Annotated in this window: 14 protein-coding genes; 8 read left to right on the forward strand and 6 right to left on the reverse strand. The window is 66.5% G+C overall.

The features are described 5' to 3' along the window. Positions 1-2: 2 nt before the first annotated feature. Positions 3-773, reverse strand: a complete 771-nt coding sequence (locus PSV33_RS13120; protein ID WP_300562495.1) for an IclR family transcriptional regulator — start codon at positions 771-773, stop codon at positions 3-5. Between the two features lie 105 nt (positions 774-878). Between PSV33_RS13120 and PSV33_RS13125 the strand changes: the two genes are divergently transcribed. Together PSV33_RS13125 and PSV33_RS13130 are read left to right on the forward strand one after the other, a co-directional pair. Continuing rightward, entirely contained in the window at positions 879-1,847 is a 969-nt protein-coding gene (locus PSV33_RS13125) for a tripartite tricarboxylate transporter substrate binding protein (protein ID WP_300562497.1), read from the forward strand. 7 nt (positions 1,848-1,854) lie between these two features. Further along, entirely contained in the window at positions 1,855-2,733 is an 879-nt protein-coding gene (locus PSV33_RS13130; RefSeq protein ID WP_300562500.1) for a TauD/TfdA family dioxygenase, read from the forward strand. 19 nt (positions 2,734-2,752) lie between these two features. Here PSV33_RS13130 and PSV33_RS13135 read toward each other — a convergent pair whose 3' ends face one another. Beyond that, on the reverse strand, positions 2,753-3,457 hold the full coding sequence (locus PSV33_RS13135) for a glutathione binding-like protein (RefSeq protein WP_300562501.1): 705 nt from the start codon (positions 3,455-3,457) through the stop codon (positions 2,753-2,755). A gap of 237 nt (positions 3,458-3,694) precedes the next feature. Between PSV33_RS13135 and PSV33_RS13140 the strand changes: the two genes are divergently transcribed. Continuing rightward, entirely contained in the window at positions 3,695-4,183 is a 489-nt protein-coding gene (locus PSV33_RS13140) for a PaaI family thioesterase (protein WP_300562503.1), read from the forward strand. A gap of 213 nt (positions 4,184-4,396) precedes the next feature. On the opposite strand, the gene PSV33_RS13145 is transcribed toward PSV33_RS13140, so the two are convergent. Next, complete coding sequence (locus PSV33_RS13145; protein ID WP_300562505.1) at positions 4,397-5,701, reverse strand: amidase; 1,305 nt, start codon at positions 5,699-5,701, stop codon at positions 4,397-4,399. 202 nt (positions 5,702-5,903) lie between these two features. Here PSV33_RS13145 and PSV33_RS13150 point away from each other — a divergent pair, with 202 nt between their 5' ends. The 5 genes from PSV33_RS13150 to PSV33_RS13170 all read left to right on the forward strand — a co-directional run bounded on the left by PSV33_RS13150 (position 5,904) and on the right by PSV33_RS13170 (position 10,576). Continuing rightward, a complete protein-coding gene (locus PSV33_RS13150) occupies positions 5,904-7,355 on the forward strand; it encodes a coniferyl aldehyde dehydrogenase (RefSeq protein ID WP_300562506.1) in 1,452 nt (483 codons plus the stop codon). A 63-nt stretch (positions 7,356-7,418) separates the two neighbouring features. Further along, on the forward strand, positions 7,419-8,207 hold the full coding sequence (gene modA, locus PSV33_RS13155) for a molybdate ABC transporter substrate-binding protein (protein WP_300562507.1): 789 nt from the start codon (positions 7,419-7,421) through the stop codon (positions 8,205-8,207). A 15-nt stretch (positions 8,208-8,222) separates the two neighbouring features. Next, complete coding sequence (modB, locus tag PSV33_RS13160; protein WP_300562509.1) at positions 8,223-8,888, forward strand: molybdate ABC transporter permease subunit; 666 nt, start codon at positions 8,223-8,225, stop codon at positions 8,886-8,888. Continuing rightward, positions 8,885-10,063, forward strand: coding sequence for an ABC transporter ATP-binding protein (locus PSV33_RS13165; protein ID WP_300562511.1), 1,179 nt, complete (start codon positions 8,885-8,887; stop codon positions 10,061-10,063). Before modB ends, PSV33_RS13165 begins: the two co-directional genes overlap by 4 nt. A gap of 69 nt (positions 10,064-10,132) precedes the next feature. Then, on the forward strand, positions 10,133-10,576 hold the full coding sequence (locus tag PSV33_RS13170; protein ID WP_300562513.1) for a DUF2784 domain-containing protein: 444 nt from the start codon (positions 10,133-10,135) through the stop codon (positions 10,574-10,576). Between the two features lie 119 nt (positions 10,577-10,695). Here PSV33_RS13170 and PSV33_RS13175 read toward each other — a convergent pair whose 3' ends face one another. The 3 genes from PSV33_RS13175 to PSV33_RS13185 all read right to left on the reverse strand — a co-directional run bounded on the left by PSV33_RS13175 (position 10,696) and on the right by PSV33_RS13185 (position 13,829). Further along, a complete protein-coding gene (locus PSV33_RS13175) occupies positions 10,696-11,586 on the reverse strand; it encodes a CAP domain-containing protein (RefSeq protein WP_300562515.1) in 891 nt (296 codons plus the stop codon). Positions 11,587-11,796: 210 nt separating this feature from the next. Beyond that, complete coding sequence (locus PSV33_RS13180; protein ID WP_300562517.1) at positions 11,797-13,152, reverse strand: (Fe-S)-binding protein; 1,356 nt, start codon at positions 13,150-13,152, stop codon at positions 11,797-11,799. Beyond that, entirely contained in the window at positions 13,149-13,829 is a 681-nt protein-coding gene (locus PSV33_RS13185) for a hypothetical protein (RefSeq protein WP_300562518.1), read from the reverse strand. Before PSV33_RS13185 ends, PSV33_RS13180 begins: the two co-directional genes overlap by 4 nt. Positions 13,830-13,997: the final 168 nt, after the last annotated feature.

Below are 13,997 nucleotides of genomic sequence, written 5' to 3' on the forward strand. Positions count from 1 at the left end.
CGTCAGACCAGGCCGGCTTCGTGTTCGATGGCGCGCTGCACCTGCAGTAGCTGGGGCCCGACCTTGTCCAGCAGCATCTGCTTGCTCAGCATATAGGCCGGCCCGCCCACGCTGGCTGCGTACAGCTCGCCTTGCGGACCATGCATCACAAACCCCAGCGCGTGGATGTCGGGATGCCATTCGCCGAAGGAGCTGCAGTAGCCCGCCTGCGCATATTCCGCAAAGGCCGCCTCAAGGCGTTTTTCAACGTCCGGCCAGGCGTCGCCGCTGGCCGCCCGGATGTCCGCCAGCAAGGCGCTGCGCTCCGTGGCCGGCAAGGCCGCCAGATAGGCACGGCCCGCTGCCGAGGTGGCGATCGTCATGCGCGAGCCCACATCCATGCGCGACAGGATCAGGGCCGACTGCGGACGCAGGGTGTCGATCAGCAGGATGTCCAGCCCATCGCGCACGCCAAGATGCACATTGGCGCCGGCTGCTTCAGCCAGCCCGGCGAGGTGCAGCCGCGCCTGCTGGCGGAAGTCAAAGCTGCGCAGGTAGGCATTGCCCAGGTGCAGGGCAGCGGGGCCGAGCGCATAACGCTCGCCGGCCATCGCGCGCAGAAAGCCGGCCGATTGCAAGGTGGCTGCCAGCCGCGACACGGTGGCCTTGGGCAGCCCCGTGCGGTCCGCCATGTCACGGTTGGACAGCGGCTCGCTGGCGTCGGCGACCACGCGCAGCAAGGCCAGGCCGCGGGCCAGCGCGCTGACTTCATCCCTGGCAGGGAGCTCGCTCATAGCTCAAAATTCCATGTTATTTTGAAACAATGTTTCATTTTATTGATTTTTATCATATTATTGTGAAACAGTATTCCATTATTTCATGAATTACAGGAGACAAACATGCGCTTGATCAAGCTTTTCACCGGTATGGCGATGGCCGCCCTTGCTTTCACTTTAGGCGCCCCCGCCATGGCCCAGACCTGGCCGACCGCTCCGGTCAAGATCATCATTCCGTTTCCGCCCGGCGGCCCTACCGACACCGTCGGCCGCATTCTGGCCAAAAACCTGCAGGACACCTGGGGGCAGCCGGTGATCATCGATTACAAGCCGGGTGCGGGCACCGCCATCGGCGCCGACTTCGTTGCCAAGTCGGCGGCGGACGGCATGACCATCGGCATGGTGAATTCATCGCTGGCGGTGAATCCCTCGCTGCGCAAACAACTGCCTTATGACACCTTGAAAGACCTCTCGGGCGTCACCCAGCTGTTCGACATGCAGCTCGCCATCGTCGCCCGTCCGGACGCGCCTTTCAACACCCTGAAAGAATTGATCGAATACGGCAAGAAGAACCCGGGCAAGCTCAACTACGGCACGCCGGGCGCCGGCAGCACCACCCACCTGGGTGCCGAGTTGCTGCAGCGTGAGGCCGGCTTCACCATGCAGCACATCGCCATGAAAGGCAGCGCACCCGCGCACACCGAACTCATGGGCGGCCGGCTGGACCTGGTGGTCGATCCGTTCCTGTCCATCCTGCCTTATGTACAGGGCGGCCGGATGAAGATCATCGCCACCATGGGTGACAAACGTGTCGCCGGCCACGACTACCCCACCGTCGCCGAGACCATTCCCGGCTTCAACGTCGGCGCGCTGCTGGGTTTTGTGGTGCCCTCGGGCACGCCCAAGTCTGTGGTCCGCAAGATCCAGGCCGATACCGTCAAGGCGCTGGCCAGCCCGGAAGTCCAGGCGCGCGCAAAGGAGTACGGCCTCAAAGTCGTCGGCTCGACGCCGGATCAGTTCGACACCTTTCTTGCCGCCGAGATGAAAAAATGGGGCAAGGTCATCACCGAAGCCAAAATCCAGATCGAGTGAGTACCCCATGAGCCTTCAACTCAAACCCCTTCACCCTGTCTTTTTCGCCGAGGCCAGCGGCCTGGACCTGACCCAGCCGCTGACGGGAGAGGACGTGCGCGCCATCAATGCGGCGATGAACGAATATGCCGTGCTGCTCTGGCGCGGCCAGCCGCTGACCGCACAGCAGCAGCTCAATTTCGCCAAAAACTTTGGACCGCTGGACATTGGCCTCAAGCGCGTCTTCAAGCGGCCCGAGCGGCTGGAGGACGAGCGCCTGATCGACATCTCCAACGTCGATGCGCAGGGCAATGTAGCCAAGCGCGACTCGCCCAAGAACCTGTCGAACTTTGCCAATCAGTTGTGGCACAGCGACAGCTCCTTCATGAACCCGCGTGCGGCTTATTCGATGCTGCATTGTGTGGTCACCCCGAGTTGGGGCGGAACCACCGAGTTCGCCGACTTGCGCGATGCCTATGACACCCTCGATGAACGCACCCGGGCCGAGATTCAGGATCTGAAAGCCGAGCACTACGCGCTGCATACGCGCATTTTGCTGGGCGACGACGCCTACACCGATGACCAGAAAAAGGAAATCCCGCCGGCGGTCTGGCCGCTGGCTGATACCCACCCGGGTTCGGGTCGCAAGGTGCTGTATGTCGGCGTGCACGCGCACCAGATCCTGGGCTGGCCGACGGCGGAAAGCCGCATGTACCTGCAGGACCTGCTGGAACACGCGACCCAGCGCGAGCGCGTTTACAGCCACGCGTGGCAGGTCGGCGACCTGGTGATGTGGGACAACCGCGCCACCCTGCACCGCGGGCGCCGTTACGACATCAATGAGCGGCGTGAACTGCGCCGGACCACGGTCAACGACACGCCGGAGGCGATGTTGCGGGCCGCCTGACCCCCAAGGGCCGGGCTGGTCAGGCGCGCGCCGGAATGGCCAGGCCCTTGGCGACGGCGGGGCGCGCCACAAAACTTTCCACCACGCGTTTGACGTTGGCAAAGTCGTTGAAACCAACCAGCTCGCCCGCCTCGTAAAACCCGTTCAGGTTGCGTACCCAGCCGAAGGTCGCAATGTCGGCGATGGTGTAGGTGTCGCCCATGATCCATTCACGGCCTTCGAGGCGCTTGTCCAGCACACCGAGCAGGCGTTTCGATTCGGCGACGTAGCGGTCGCGCGGGCGCTTGTCCTCGTAGTCCTTGCCGGCGAACTTGTGGAAGAAGCCGAGCTGGCCGAACATGGGGCCGATGCCGCCCATCTGGAACATCAGCCACTGGATGGTTTCATAACGGCCGGCGGCATCAAGCGGCATGAATTTGCCGGTTTTTTCGGCCAGGTAGATCAGGATGGCGCCCGACTCGAACAGGGCGAGCGGCTTGCCGCCCGGGCCATCCGGGTCAAGGATGGCCGGGATCTTGTTGTTGGGGCTCAGCGAGATGAACTCGGGCGTGAGCTGGTCGTTGGTCGCAAAATCCACCAGGTGCGGTTCGTAGGGCAGGCCGGTTTCTTCCAGCATGATCGAGACCTTGACGCCGTTGGGCGTGGGCAGTGAATAAAGCTGGATGCGCTCGGGGTGTTGTGCAGGCCATTTACGGGTGATGGGGAAGGCAGAGAGATCGTTCATGGCAGTGTGATGCTGTGCGGAGCAGGCGGTTGTTTGAAAGGTAACTGTAGCCCAAGCCCGCGGCCTGCGTACAGGCTGCTTACCGCCGTTCGCCCTGAGCTTGTCGAAGGGCCGTTCGTCGGGCTCAGGACAGGCTTCGACAGGCTCAGCCCGAACGGTGTGGTGTCACGAATTGCGAAAACATCCATGAGTCACCGAACGGACGGGCCGCCAGCCACGCGCCGGTTAGCATGAAGAATGACCGAAATCACCTCCTCTGCCACCCCTGCCTCTTCGTCCGCCATCCCCGATGGTTTTGTTCCCGTCACCGTTGGCGGCCCGTTCATCGCGGCCAATGGCCCGTTCTACGCGCGGCTGCAAGGTCAGCGCCTGCTGCTGGGCTTTCGTGTCGAGGAAAGGCACAGCAACCCGCTGCAGATGTGCCACGGCGGCATGCTGGCCTCGTTTGCGGACATGATGCTGCCCTGCGCCGCGATGTACCAGAGCGACAGCGACAGGCGTTTTCTGCCAACCATCAGCCTGCAGATTGATTACCTGGCGCCGGCCAGGCTGGGCGCCTGGGTGCAGGGCCAGGCCGACATTCTGCGCAGCACGCGCAACATGATCTTCATCCAGGGCCTGGTGACGGCCGACGGCGAGCCGGCCCTGCGCATCAGCGGCATTTTCAAACAGGGCCCGCTGATCGGCGATGGCAAGGACCACGACCCATTTTTGCTACGAAAGTAATAGCTGCTGGCGCAAGCAGATAAAGGGCTGAAGCCGCTTTTTGCCTGAGAATTTTCAAACGACCCCGGTCAGCAGACCGGTGGCACGCCGCACTTCGACGCGATTCTCCTCGACGCGGATCTCCTCGGTCAGTCTGGCGTCAAAACCCCTGGTTTTTTGACTACCGCCGTGAGTGTGTTGACATGGATTTCGGTACCAGGCCGCACTGCCAGGTCAGACCGGGTGGAGCAGCGCCTCCACCGCGGCACCCAGTGCCAGCAGTTCCCTGTCCTGCCCCCGCTTGCCCACCAACATCAGCCCGACCGCCAGCCCGCCGCCGCGCGGCAGTGGCAGGCTCAACGCCGGCAGGTCAAGGAAGTTGAAGACCGAGGGGTTGCGCAGCAGCAGGGTGTTGGTGCGCAAGAACACATCTTCGGCCTGCACATCGGCGATGCGCGGCGCGAGCAGCGGCACGGTGGGCAGCACCAGGGCGTCGAGATCTGTCAAACGCGCATCGAATGCCGGCAGCAGCGCGGCGCGGCCCTGCTGGATGCCGACATAACTCGCGGCGTCCAGCGTCTGGCCGCGGCGTATGCGGCCGAGCACGATGGGGTCGTAGGCGTCGGGCTGGCTATCGGCCCAGTCGCGGTGTATCCACGCCGCTTCGGCGGCCACCAGGGTGCCGCGCTCCTGCAGGTGAAAGGGTTGACTTAGCAGCTCGTCAAGGGCTTCATCCCGGACCTCGGCACCGGCCGCCGCGAGCTGCGCCAGGGCCTGCTCGATCGCGGCCAGCACCTCGTCCTGTGCCTGGCTGAACAGCAGGCCGCGCGGCACGCCCAGGCGCAGGCCGCGCACGGCGCGCGGCGGCAGGGGTTCATGGTCGATGCCGGCCAGCACGCTGTCGGTGGCGGCGGCGTCAGCCACGCTGCGGCACAGGGGGCCCAGGGTGTCCAGGGTGAAGGACAGCGGAAAAGCGCCTTCGCGCGTGACCCGCGCCTGCGTCGGCTTGAAGCCCACCAGGCCGTTGAGCGCCGAGGGAATACGCACCGAGCCGCCGGTGTCCGAGCCGATGGCGATCTCACACATGCCGCGCGCCACCGACACGCCCGCGCCCGAGGACGAGCCGCCCGGGATGCGGCTGATGTCCAGCGCGTTGCCGGGCGTGCCGTAGTGCGGGTTGATGCCGATGCCCGAGAAGGCGAACTCGGTCATGTTGGTTTTGCCGATGATGACGGCGCCGGCAGCCCGCAGGCGGCTGACCACCGCGGCATCTGTGGCCGCCGGCGCGGCCTCGCGCAGCAGGGCCGAGCCGGCGGTGGTGGTTTCGCCGGCCACGTCGAACAGGTCTTTGATCGAGACAATGCGGCCGTCCAGCGCGCCCAGCGACTGGCCGCTCGCGGCGCGCTGGTCGGCGGCCTGCGCGGCCGTGCGGGCGGCCTCAAGGTAGAGCCGCGTGAAGATGCGCCGGCCTTCATCGCCGGCAGCTGCCATTGCGGCCAGCGCCGCCTCAAGTTTCTGGGTGGAAGAGGGGGTGTTCATGGGGCCTTACCTTAACCCATTGCGCTGGCTCCTGTCGCGCGAAGCGCACCGGCGAGCGCCGGGAGGCGCTATGAAGTTGATAGCTGCTGGCGCTTGACCAGAAAGGGCTGGGGGCGTATTTTTCTTGTAGAAACAGGCTGGCGGCCGGGACGGGGCGCTGGCTGGCCGCCCCGGAGGGCGTATTGCGGCCTATCATCGCCGGATGAACGCCACCCCCACCCCCGCCACCCCCCCCGCCGCCAGCACCACCGAACTTTCCCTTCGTTCCCTGTTCGACGCCCAGCACCGCGCCAGCCGCGCCCAGGTCGAGGTGCCGCTGGCCCTGCGCCGGGACCGGCTGCAGCGCATGCGGCGACTGCTCGACGAACACGGCGCGGCGCTGGCGCTGGCCGTGCAGGCCGACTTCGGTGTGCGCTCGCCGCAGCTGACCGACATTGCCGACATGTTTGTGCTGCGCACCTTGCTGTCGCACACGCTCAAACACCTGCCCAAATGGGTCAAGCCGGTGAAGGTGTCCACGCCGATCTACCTGCAGCCGTCGAGCGCCTATCTGCAGCGCCAACCCCTGGGCGTGGTCGGGGTGATATCGCCCTGGAACTACCCGGTGCAGCTGGCGCTGGCGCCGGCCATCACGGCGCTGGCGGCGGGCAACCGCGTCATGCTCAAGCCGAGCGAATTGACACCGCGCACCTCGGCGCTGATGGCGCAGCTGATCGGCCAGGCCTTTGCCGCCGACGAGTTCTGCGTGGTCGAGGGTGATGCAGCGCTGGCGGCGGCCTTCACCCACCTGCCTTTTGACCACCTGGTGTTCACCGGCTCCACCGCCACCGGGCGCAAGGTGGCCGAGGCCGCCGCCGCCAACCTGACGCCCACCACGCTGGAGCTGGGCGGCAAGTCGCCGTGTATTGTTGACGCGTCCAGCGACCTTGACGGGGTGGCCCTGAAAATTGCGCACGGCAAGCTGCTCAACGCCGGGCAGACCTGCATTGCGCCCGACTATGTGCTGGTGCCCGCCGGCCGCGAAGCCGCGTTTGGCGAAGCCTTCACGCGGGCGGTGGCGAAACTCTTTCCGACGATTGCCGGCAACCCTGATTACGCGGCCATCATCAGCCCGCGCCACCACGAGCGGCTGCAGGCCTTGCTGGCGCAGGCTGAAGGGCAGGGCGCGAGCCTGCAGGTGGTCAATCCGGGCGGGGCGGCGCTCGACACTTCAAGGCAGATGGCGCCGGTGCTGGTGTTCGGCGCCACCCCGGCCATGAAACTGATGGACGAGGAAATTTTCGGACCCATCCTGCCGGTGCTGCCGTATGCCACGCTGGACGAAGCCATCCGCTTCATCAACGACCGGCCGCGTCCGCTGGCGCTGTACTGGTTCGGCACCGACACGGACGCGCGCGACGCGGTGCTGGCACGCACCGTGAGCGGCGGCGTGACGGTCAACGACACGCTCATGCACATCGCCCACGACAACCTGCCCTTTGGTGGTGTGGGCGACAGCGGCTGGGGCGCCTACCACGGCGAAACCGGCTTCCTGCGTTTCACGCAGCAAAAGCCGGTGCTGGTGTCGTCGAAGTGGGCACGCGGCGACCTGTTCTACCCGCCGTATGGCAAACGTTTCGACCAGATCATGGGGCTGCTCAAACGCTGGCTATAAGGCTGCAGGGCGGTCGTCCCCGCAGCGGTCTTTTCCGGCGGGCGGGAAAGGGATAATGAAACGATGTTTCTGAAAACGTTCATCACGACCCTGTGGCTGTGTGCCGCCCTGGGCCTGGGCAGCCTGCCGGGCCGGGTGCAGGCGCAGCCGGTGATCGTCGCAGCGTCGGACCTGAAGTTCGCGCTGGAGGAAGTGGCCGCCCTGTTCGAGAGGGAAAAAGGGCAGAGGCTTCGCCTGGTGTTCGGCTCGTCGGGCAACTTCTATTCGCAGATCCTGCAGGGTGCGCCCTTCCAGATGTTTCTCTCGGCCGACGAAGATTTTGTCTTCAAACTGGCAGACGCCGGCAGGACGCGCGACCGCGGCCGGCTGTATGCGCTGGGCCGCATCGGCATCCTGGTGCCGCACGGCTCGGCCCTGAAGGCTGATGGTGAACTGAAGGACCTGGCGGCGGCCCTGAAAGACGGGCGGCTGCAGAAGTTCGCCATCGCCAACCCCGATCACGCCCCTTACGGCGCCCGGGCCAAAGAGGCCCTGCAACATGCCGGCCTGTGGGGGCCGTTGCAGCCGCGCGTGGTGCTCGGTGAAAACATCTCGCAAACCGCACAGTTCGCCGTCTCCGGTTCCACCCAGGGCGGCATCATTGCGCAGTCGCTGGCGCTGGCGCCCAGCGTGGGCCGGCTCGGCACGTTTGCGCTGATTCCCGACAGCTGGCACCAGCCGCTGCGCCAGCGCATGGTGCTGCTGAAAAATGCCGGGCCCGCTGCGCAGGCGTTTTACGACTTCATCAGCACGCCGGCCGCGCAGGCGGTGATGGGCCGCTACGGCTTCGTGATGCCGAAAGAACAGGAATAGGCACAGGCAGCCACCATGGACTGGTCCGCCCTTTTTCTCTCGCTCAAACTCGCCGCCGCCACGCTGGTGATCCTGCTGCCCGTTGGTGTGCTGACCGGGCGCTGGCTGGCCTACACCGGTTTTCGCGGCAAGGCCTGGGTCGAGGCGGTGGTGGTCTTGCCGCTGGTGCTGCCGCCCACCGTGCTGGGTTATTACCTGCTGGTGTCGCTGGGCGGCGGCTCGCCCATCGGGCAGTGGGCGCGGCAGTGGCTCGGTGTGGAACTGAGCTTCAACTTCCTGGGCCTGCTGATCGCCTCCCTCGTGTTCAACATTCCCTTCATGGTGCAGCCGGTGCAGCGCGCCTTTGAGGCCGTGCCCCGCAACCTGGCCGAAGCCGCCGCCGTCAGCGGCCTGGGCGGCTGGCAGACCTTTCGCCTGGTGGAGTTGCCGCTGGTCTGGCCGGGTGTGTTGTCGGCCATGGTGCTGACCTTTGTGCACACGCTCGGCGAGTTCGGCGTGGTGCTGATGGTGGGCGGCAGCATTCCGGGCGAAACCCGCACGATCGCCATTGCGATCTACGACCAGGTGCAGGGCTTCAACCTGGCGGCGGCCAACCAGATGTCGCTGGCCTTGTTGCTGCTGTCGCTGCTGGCGGTCGGCTTTTCCTTTGTCGCGTCGGCCCGGCTGGTGCGTCGTCCATGAATGCACCTGTGAGCAGTTCAGTGGGCAGGGCGCTGGTGGTCGAGGTCGAGCAGGCCCAGCCCATGGTCCTGTCGGCGCAGTTTCGCTGCTCGCCCGGCGAGATGCTGGCCCTGGTGGGGCCGTCGGGTGCGGGAAAAACATCCATGCTGCGCATCATGGCCGGGCTCATGCGCCCGGCGCAGGGGCGCGTGCTGGTGGGCGAGCAGGTCTGGTGCGACACCGCCGCCGGCGTGTTTGTGCCGCCGCAGGAACGCCATGTTGGCCTGGTGTTCCAGAACTACGCGCTAATGCCGCACCTGAGCGCGCTGGACAACGTGGCGCTGGCCCTGATGCAACTGCCGCGCGCGCAGCGCCACGAGCGCGCACGCCACTGGCTCGACCATGTGCGCCTGACACCCGGCCAGCAGGCGCGCCGGCCCGCGCACCTGTCGGGCGGTGAACAGCAGCGTGTGGCGGTGGCGCGGGCACTGGCGCGCGAGCCGGCGCTGCTGCTGCTGGACGAGCCTTTTTCCGCAGTTGACCAGATGAGCCGTCATGGCCTGTATGCCTTGCTGGCCGAACTGCGGCGCGAGCTGGACATCCCCATCGTGCTGGTCACGCACGACCTCAACGAGGCGCGCCTGCTGTGCGACCAGCTGGTGGTGATCGACGCCGGGCGCGTGTTGCAGCAGGGCGCGCCGGCCAGCATCCACCGCGCGCCGCGCAACGCCCGGGTGGCCGACCTGGTGGGTATCCAGAACCGCTTTGACGGCGTGTGGCTGGGGCCGGACGAGGCATCGGGCGAAACATCGGGCGAGGGAGGCTGGGGCCTGCTGCGCTGGACGGACGGCGCGCCAGGCGGCGCCGCCGATGAAGGGCGCAGCACCGTGCTGCGCGTGCGCGACAAGGGCCGTCTGGCGCCGGGCCAGACCGTGAGCTGGGTGATTCACGGCGAAGGCATTCACCTGCTTGACGCGCCGTCCCAGGCGCCCGGCGACTTCTGTGCCAGGGTGGCCGAGCTGCGCCACCTGGGGGAAATCACGCTGGTGACACTGCGGCTGGAGCAGTCCCCCGGCGCGTCGCTGCGGCTCACCCTGTCCGGGCCGCAACCCGCGCCGCTGTCGCCCGGGCAGCGCATCTGTGTGCGCCTGGACATGGCGCTGGTGCATGTGATGCCGGTGCGCAACGCCGGGTAAGCGCCGTCACGGTGCGAGGCGGCCCACCGGCTGCTACGCTTGGATTTGGCACACACCTGAAAGGACGCCATGCCCTACAAGCAGCCCCTGGCGGGCACCTTCACCGCGGCGGGCGTCGGGCCGGATGCCCAGGTCTGGCAATGGCTCGCCGACATCGTGCTCGCGCTGCATGTCGCCGTCGTGGCCTTTGTGGTGGGCGGCCTGCTGCTGGTCCTGGCCGGCAACCTGTGGGGCTGGCGCTGGGTCAACGCCCTCTGGTTCCGGCTCGCGCACGTGGGCGCGATTGTGTTCGTGGTGGTGCAAACCTGGCTGGGCATGTTGTGCCCGCTGACCACGCTGGAACTGTGGCTGCGTGCCCAGGCCGGGGTGGCCGGCTACGGCGGCGGCTTCATTGAGCACTGGTTGCAGCGCGTCCTGTACTACGAGGCGCCGTGGTGGGTGTTTGCCGTCGCCTATTCGCTGTTCGGCCTGCTGGTTGTCGCTGCGTGGGTTCGCTTTCCACCCGGAAAGTAGCAGGAAAAAAGCGATCCTGCTCTTTTTTTAATAGCTGTTCGCGCTTACTGCATAAGGGCTGAAGGCGCTTTTGCTTCGCAATGCCGGGCAAGCGCCGCTGGCGGTGGCGGACCCGTCGGCTACCTGGCCGACCCGAACACCTTCACCCAGTAAATGCCCGCGCTGCTGTTGTTGTTCACCGCAAAGGCGGCGCCCATCTCGGTGAAGGCCGGCGACATCACGTTGGCGCAATGTTCTGCGCTGCCCAGCCAGTCCTGCATGGCGGCTTCGGCCATGGTGTGGCCGGCGGCGATGTTCTCGCCGATGGCGCGCCAGCGGTAGCCGCTGCTGCTGGCGCGTTCTTCCACGTGGCTGCCATCGCGGCCGGCGTGGTCAAAGTAGTTGTAGCGCGCCATGTCGCTGGCGTGAGCGGCAGCGGTGGCCTGGAGTTTTGCGTTGAAATGAAGCGGGCGCGTTGCGGCGAAAGTCTCGTTGCCGCAGCGGCGTGGTTTGGCGCGGGCCTCGTTGACCAGGGCCAGCACACGCGCCTGCAGCTCATCTGCCTGCGCTGCGCCGGGGGGCGTGAAGGGTGCGGCCACCACGATCCAGGTTTGGGCGGCTTGCGGGTAAAAGCCGGCTTCGGTCAGATCGGCCTGGGTAAGCACGCTGCATGAACTGCCCAGGCTGGCCCGTGTCAGCAGGGTGGCGCCGGCGCCGCGCAGGATGATCTGCGCCCCGCTGACCGCACGGTAACCGGCGGCTTTCAGCGCTTCATCCAGCCTGTCACCGCCGGCCAGGCGGGCGGCGGCGGCCGACAGGGCGGCGTTCTCGCGCAGGGGCGCGGCCTTGCCGGGCTGCCCTTCGCAGCCTTGCTGGCGCACGGCATTGATGTCGCGCAGCAGACCCGGTTGGGTGGATGTGTTTGCCTGGGCGCGGACCTGTGCCGTGGCGGCCAGCAGGGCCAGCATCGCAATGCCTGCTGCGCGGCGCCATGGGCCGCTCATGTTCATCCGGGTGTTTGCTGGGTTCATGGCCCATGGTATCGGCTTCGGGCTGCCGGGCAGGCCGCAGGGCTGCTGCAGCCCGGGCCAACTCCTGATTTGATAGCTGCCAGCGCACGCTGCTATTGGTCTCGGGCTGTTTTTATACCGAAAGACGGGCCGCAGATGACCCGCAGATGACCCGCAGATCGCCTGAGGCTGGCCTGAAGCTGGCGTGACCTCTGCCGACAAGACCCCCTCTCAGGGTTGCGCCCCCTGCGATGTGTCGCCCGGCAGGTGGTCGGCCACCAGCTCCACCAGACTGGCAATGCGCGTGGGCCATTGGTCGGTTTCCGCGCCGGCCATGAAGTTGAGGCGGCAGCTGGCGCAGGACACCACCACCGTGGCAGCGCCGGTGGCGTCAATCTGCTGACGCTTGATCTCCCAGGCCTTGTGCCGCAGCGGGGCGGCCCGGTTGATCAAAAAGGCGCCGGCGCCGCCGCCGCAGCACCAGTTGAGTTCGGCCGTCGGCGCGGTCTCGCGGAACTCACCGCCCAGCGCGCGGATGGCGGCACGCGGCTCGTCGATCACGCCGCCGTGCCGCGCGAGTTTGCAGGCATCGTGGTAGGTGTAGGTCTGGCCGGCATCGCCGGGCTGGAGCTGCAACCGGCCGTTCTGGATTTCGCGGCCGACAAACTCGGAAGCAGCCAGCACCTCGAAGGGCAGCGGTTCGCCGTCGGGCAGGCGCGCTTCCCAGCGCAGCGCCGGGTAGGCGTGGCCGCACTCGGGCAGGATGACGGTGTGTGCGCCAATGGCCAGCGCCTCGTTGATCAGCCGTTGGCTGGCTGTTTTCTGCAGGGCTTCGTTGCCCGACAGCAGGCCGAAGTTGGCCGCCTCGAAGCCGGCGCTGCGCAGCGTCCAGCGCAGGCCCAGGTGGTTGAGAATGCGCGCCGTGGCCGCCAGCGCGTCCTGGTACAGCAGCGCGTCGATGACGGTGGTGACCAGCATCACGTCGGCAGCGGGTTCGTCCAGGGGAATGGGGATGCCCTGCGCGCGCAGCGCTTCCACGGTCTGGGCGAGTTCGGCCGGGCCGACGCCGAACACGGTGCCGCGTCCGGCCTGCTCCTGCGCCACCGCCATCAGCTCCAGCGGCACCAGGCCGGCTTCGGACAGGGCCTCGCGCATGACGTTGACACCGCGCGCGATGTTGATGCCCATGGGGCAGACCATGCTGCAGCGGCCGCATTCGGTGCATGAGTCGTACACCAGCTCCTGCCATTCCTGCAGGTCGGCGACGGTGATGTCGGGCTTGAACAGGCGATGCAGGGGCGCAAACGCCGAGGTCTCGCGCATGTGCACGCGCCGCAGCAGGTCGAGCTTGCGGGTCGGCGTGTATTTCGGGTCCTGGGTGCTCTGGTAGAAGTGGCAGGCCTCGGAGCAGTAACCGCAGTTGACGCAGGACTCCAGGTCCATGGCCAGCGCGCGGTCGGTCTTGCGGTGCATCACCGCCTTGGCCCGCGACAGTCGGGCGGCGTCAGTGAGTTCTTCCGGCTGCGCCATCTCGCCCAGGTGGCGAATTGCCTCCTGGAACTGTTTGAAAACGGCCATGTCGATCATGTGCGTACTCCACGGCGCCCGAGAAAGCGGGCCAGCTGCATGCGGTTGGGAAACACCAGAAAGGCGTGCATCAATTTGCCGAAGGGAAACCACACCAGCAGCAGCTCCAGACTCAGCAGGTGCACGGCCAGCGGGCCGCGGTACAGCGGGCTGGCGTGCGCCAGCAGCGCCGACGAGGGTTCACCCACCACCGCCATGCCGGTCATCAGGGGCAGCATGGTCAGCGCCCAGGTCAGCATGTCGTCGGCGCGGGATATTTTTTTGAGCACCGGGTCGGTGAGCCGGAACAGCAGGGCCAGGAGCAGCGACGCGATGGTGGCCGCCGCGGCGATGTACATCACCATGTCGGGCAGGGCCGGCCAGCCCAGCCCGGTCAGGCGGCGGATGAAGGCGATGTGTGGCGCGTAGCCGAAAAAAACCAGCGCCAGGCCGATGTGAAAAACGTAGGGGTTGACCGTCACCAGCGTGGCGCTGGGATGAAAGCCGCGGTGCGGCGCCATGCGCAACAGACTGGCCTTGAGTGCGTCGGTGGTGCCAAAAGCCTCGCGCGCCGGCGCTGGCCGGCCTGCGGGCACGGGCAGGCGCCACAGCGAAAAAAGCCGCCATGCCACGCCGACCGCAAAAACGGCCAGCGCGATCGCGAGCAAGGGGCCGCGCGCCCAGTCGAGCAAATCCATGGTGTCCTGCCTTTTGTGTCGTGTGTTGTGTTGGCGGGGAAAGGATTCAGGCTACGCCCTGGTTGCGGCACTGGCTTGATACAGGTCAAGGACGTTGCGTGTGACCGCTCCTGCTTCAGTTTGCTATTGAATCCATAGCTGCTGGCGCAAGTTTGGTAAGGTCTGGAG

Origin of the sequence: Polaromonas sp., assembly GCF_029945895.1 — a bacterium.
Lineage (GTDB): Bacteria > Pseudomonadota > Gammaproteobacteria > Burkholderiales > Burkholderiaceae_C > Polaromonas.

What these genes read in the sequence shown, in the direction of transcription:
- PSV33_RS13125 (WP_300562497.1), top strand. Translation starts at nt 879, where the DNA reads ATGCGCTTGATCAAGCTTTTCACCGGTATGGCGATGGCCGCCCTTGCT.
- PSV33_RS13150 (WP_300562506.1), top strand. Translation starts at nt 5,904, where the DNA reads ATGAACGCCACCCCCACCCCCGCCACCCCCCCCGCCGCCAGCACCACC.
- modA (WP_300562507.1), top strand. Translation starts at nt 7,419, where the DNA reads ATGTTTCTGAAAACGTTCATCACGACCCTGTGGCTGTGTGCCGCCCTG.
- PSV33_RS13165 (WP_300562511.1), top strand. Translation starts at nt 8,885, where the DNA reads ATGAATGCACCTGTGAGCAGTTCAGTGGGCAGGGCGCTGGTGGTCGAG.
- PSV33_RS13145 (WP_300562505.1), bottom strand. Translation starts at nt 5,701, where the DNA reads ATGAACACCCCCTCTTCCACCCAGAAACTTGAGGCGGCGCTGGCCGCA.
- PSV33_RS13140 (WP_300562503.1), top strand. Translation starts at nt 3,695, where the DNA reads ATGACCGAAATCACCTCCTCTGCCACCCCTGCCTCTTCGTCCGCCATC.
- modB (WP_300562509.1), top strand. Translation starts at nt 8,223, where the DNA reads ATGGACTGGTCCGCCCTTTTTCTCTCGCTCAAACTCGCCGCCGCCACG.
- PSV33_RS13180 (WP_300562517.1), bottom strand. Translation starts at nt 13,152, where the DNA reads ATGATCGACATGGCCGTTTTCAAACAGTTCCAGGAGGCAATTCGCCAC.
- PSV33_RS13130 (WP_300562500.1), top strand. Translation starts at nt 1,855, where the DNA reads ATGAGCCTTCAACTCAAACCCCTTCACCCTGTCTTTTTCGCCGAGGCC.
- PSV33_RS13175 (WP_300562515.1), bottom strand. Translation starts at nt 11,586, where the DNA reads ATGAACCCAGCAAACACCCGGATGAACATGAGCGGCCCATGGCGCCGC.
- PSV33_RS13120 (WP_300562495.1), bottom strand. Translation starts at nt 773, where the DNA reads ATGAGCGAGCTCCCTGCCAGGGATGAAGTCAGCGCGCTGGCCCGCGGC.
- PSV33_RS13135 (WP_300562501.1), bottom strand. Translation starts at nt 3,457, where the DNA reads ATGAACGATCTCTCTGCCTTCCCCATCACCCGTAAATGGCCTGCACAA.
- PSV33_RS13185 (WP_300562518.1), bottom strand. Translation starts at nt 13,829, where the DNA reads ATGGATTTGCTCGACTGGGCGCGCGGCCCCTTGCTCGCGATCGCGCTG.
- PSV33_RS13170 (WP_300562513.1), top strand. Translation starts at nt 10,133, where the DNA reads ATGCCCTACAAGCAGCCCCTGGCGGGCACCTTCACCGCGGCGGGCGTC.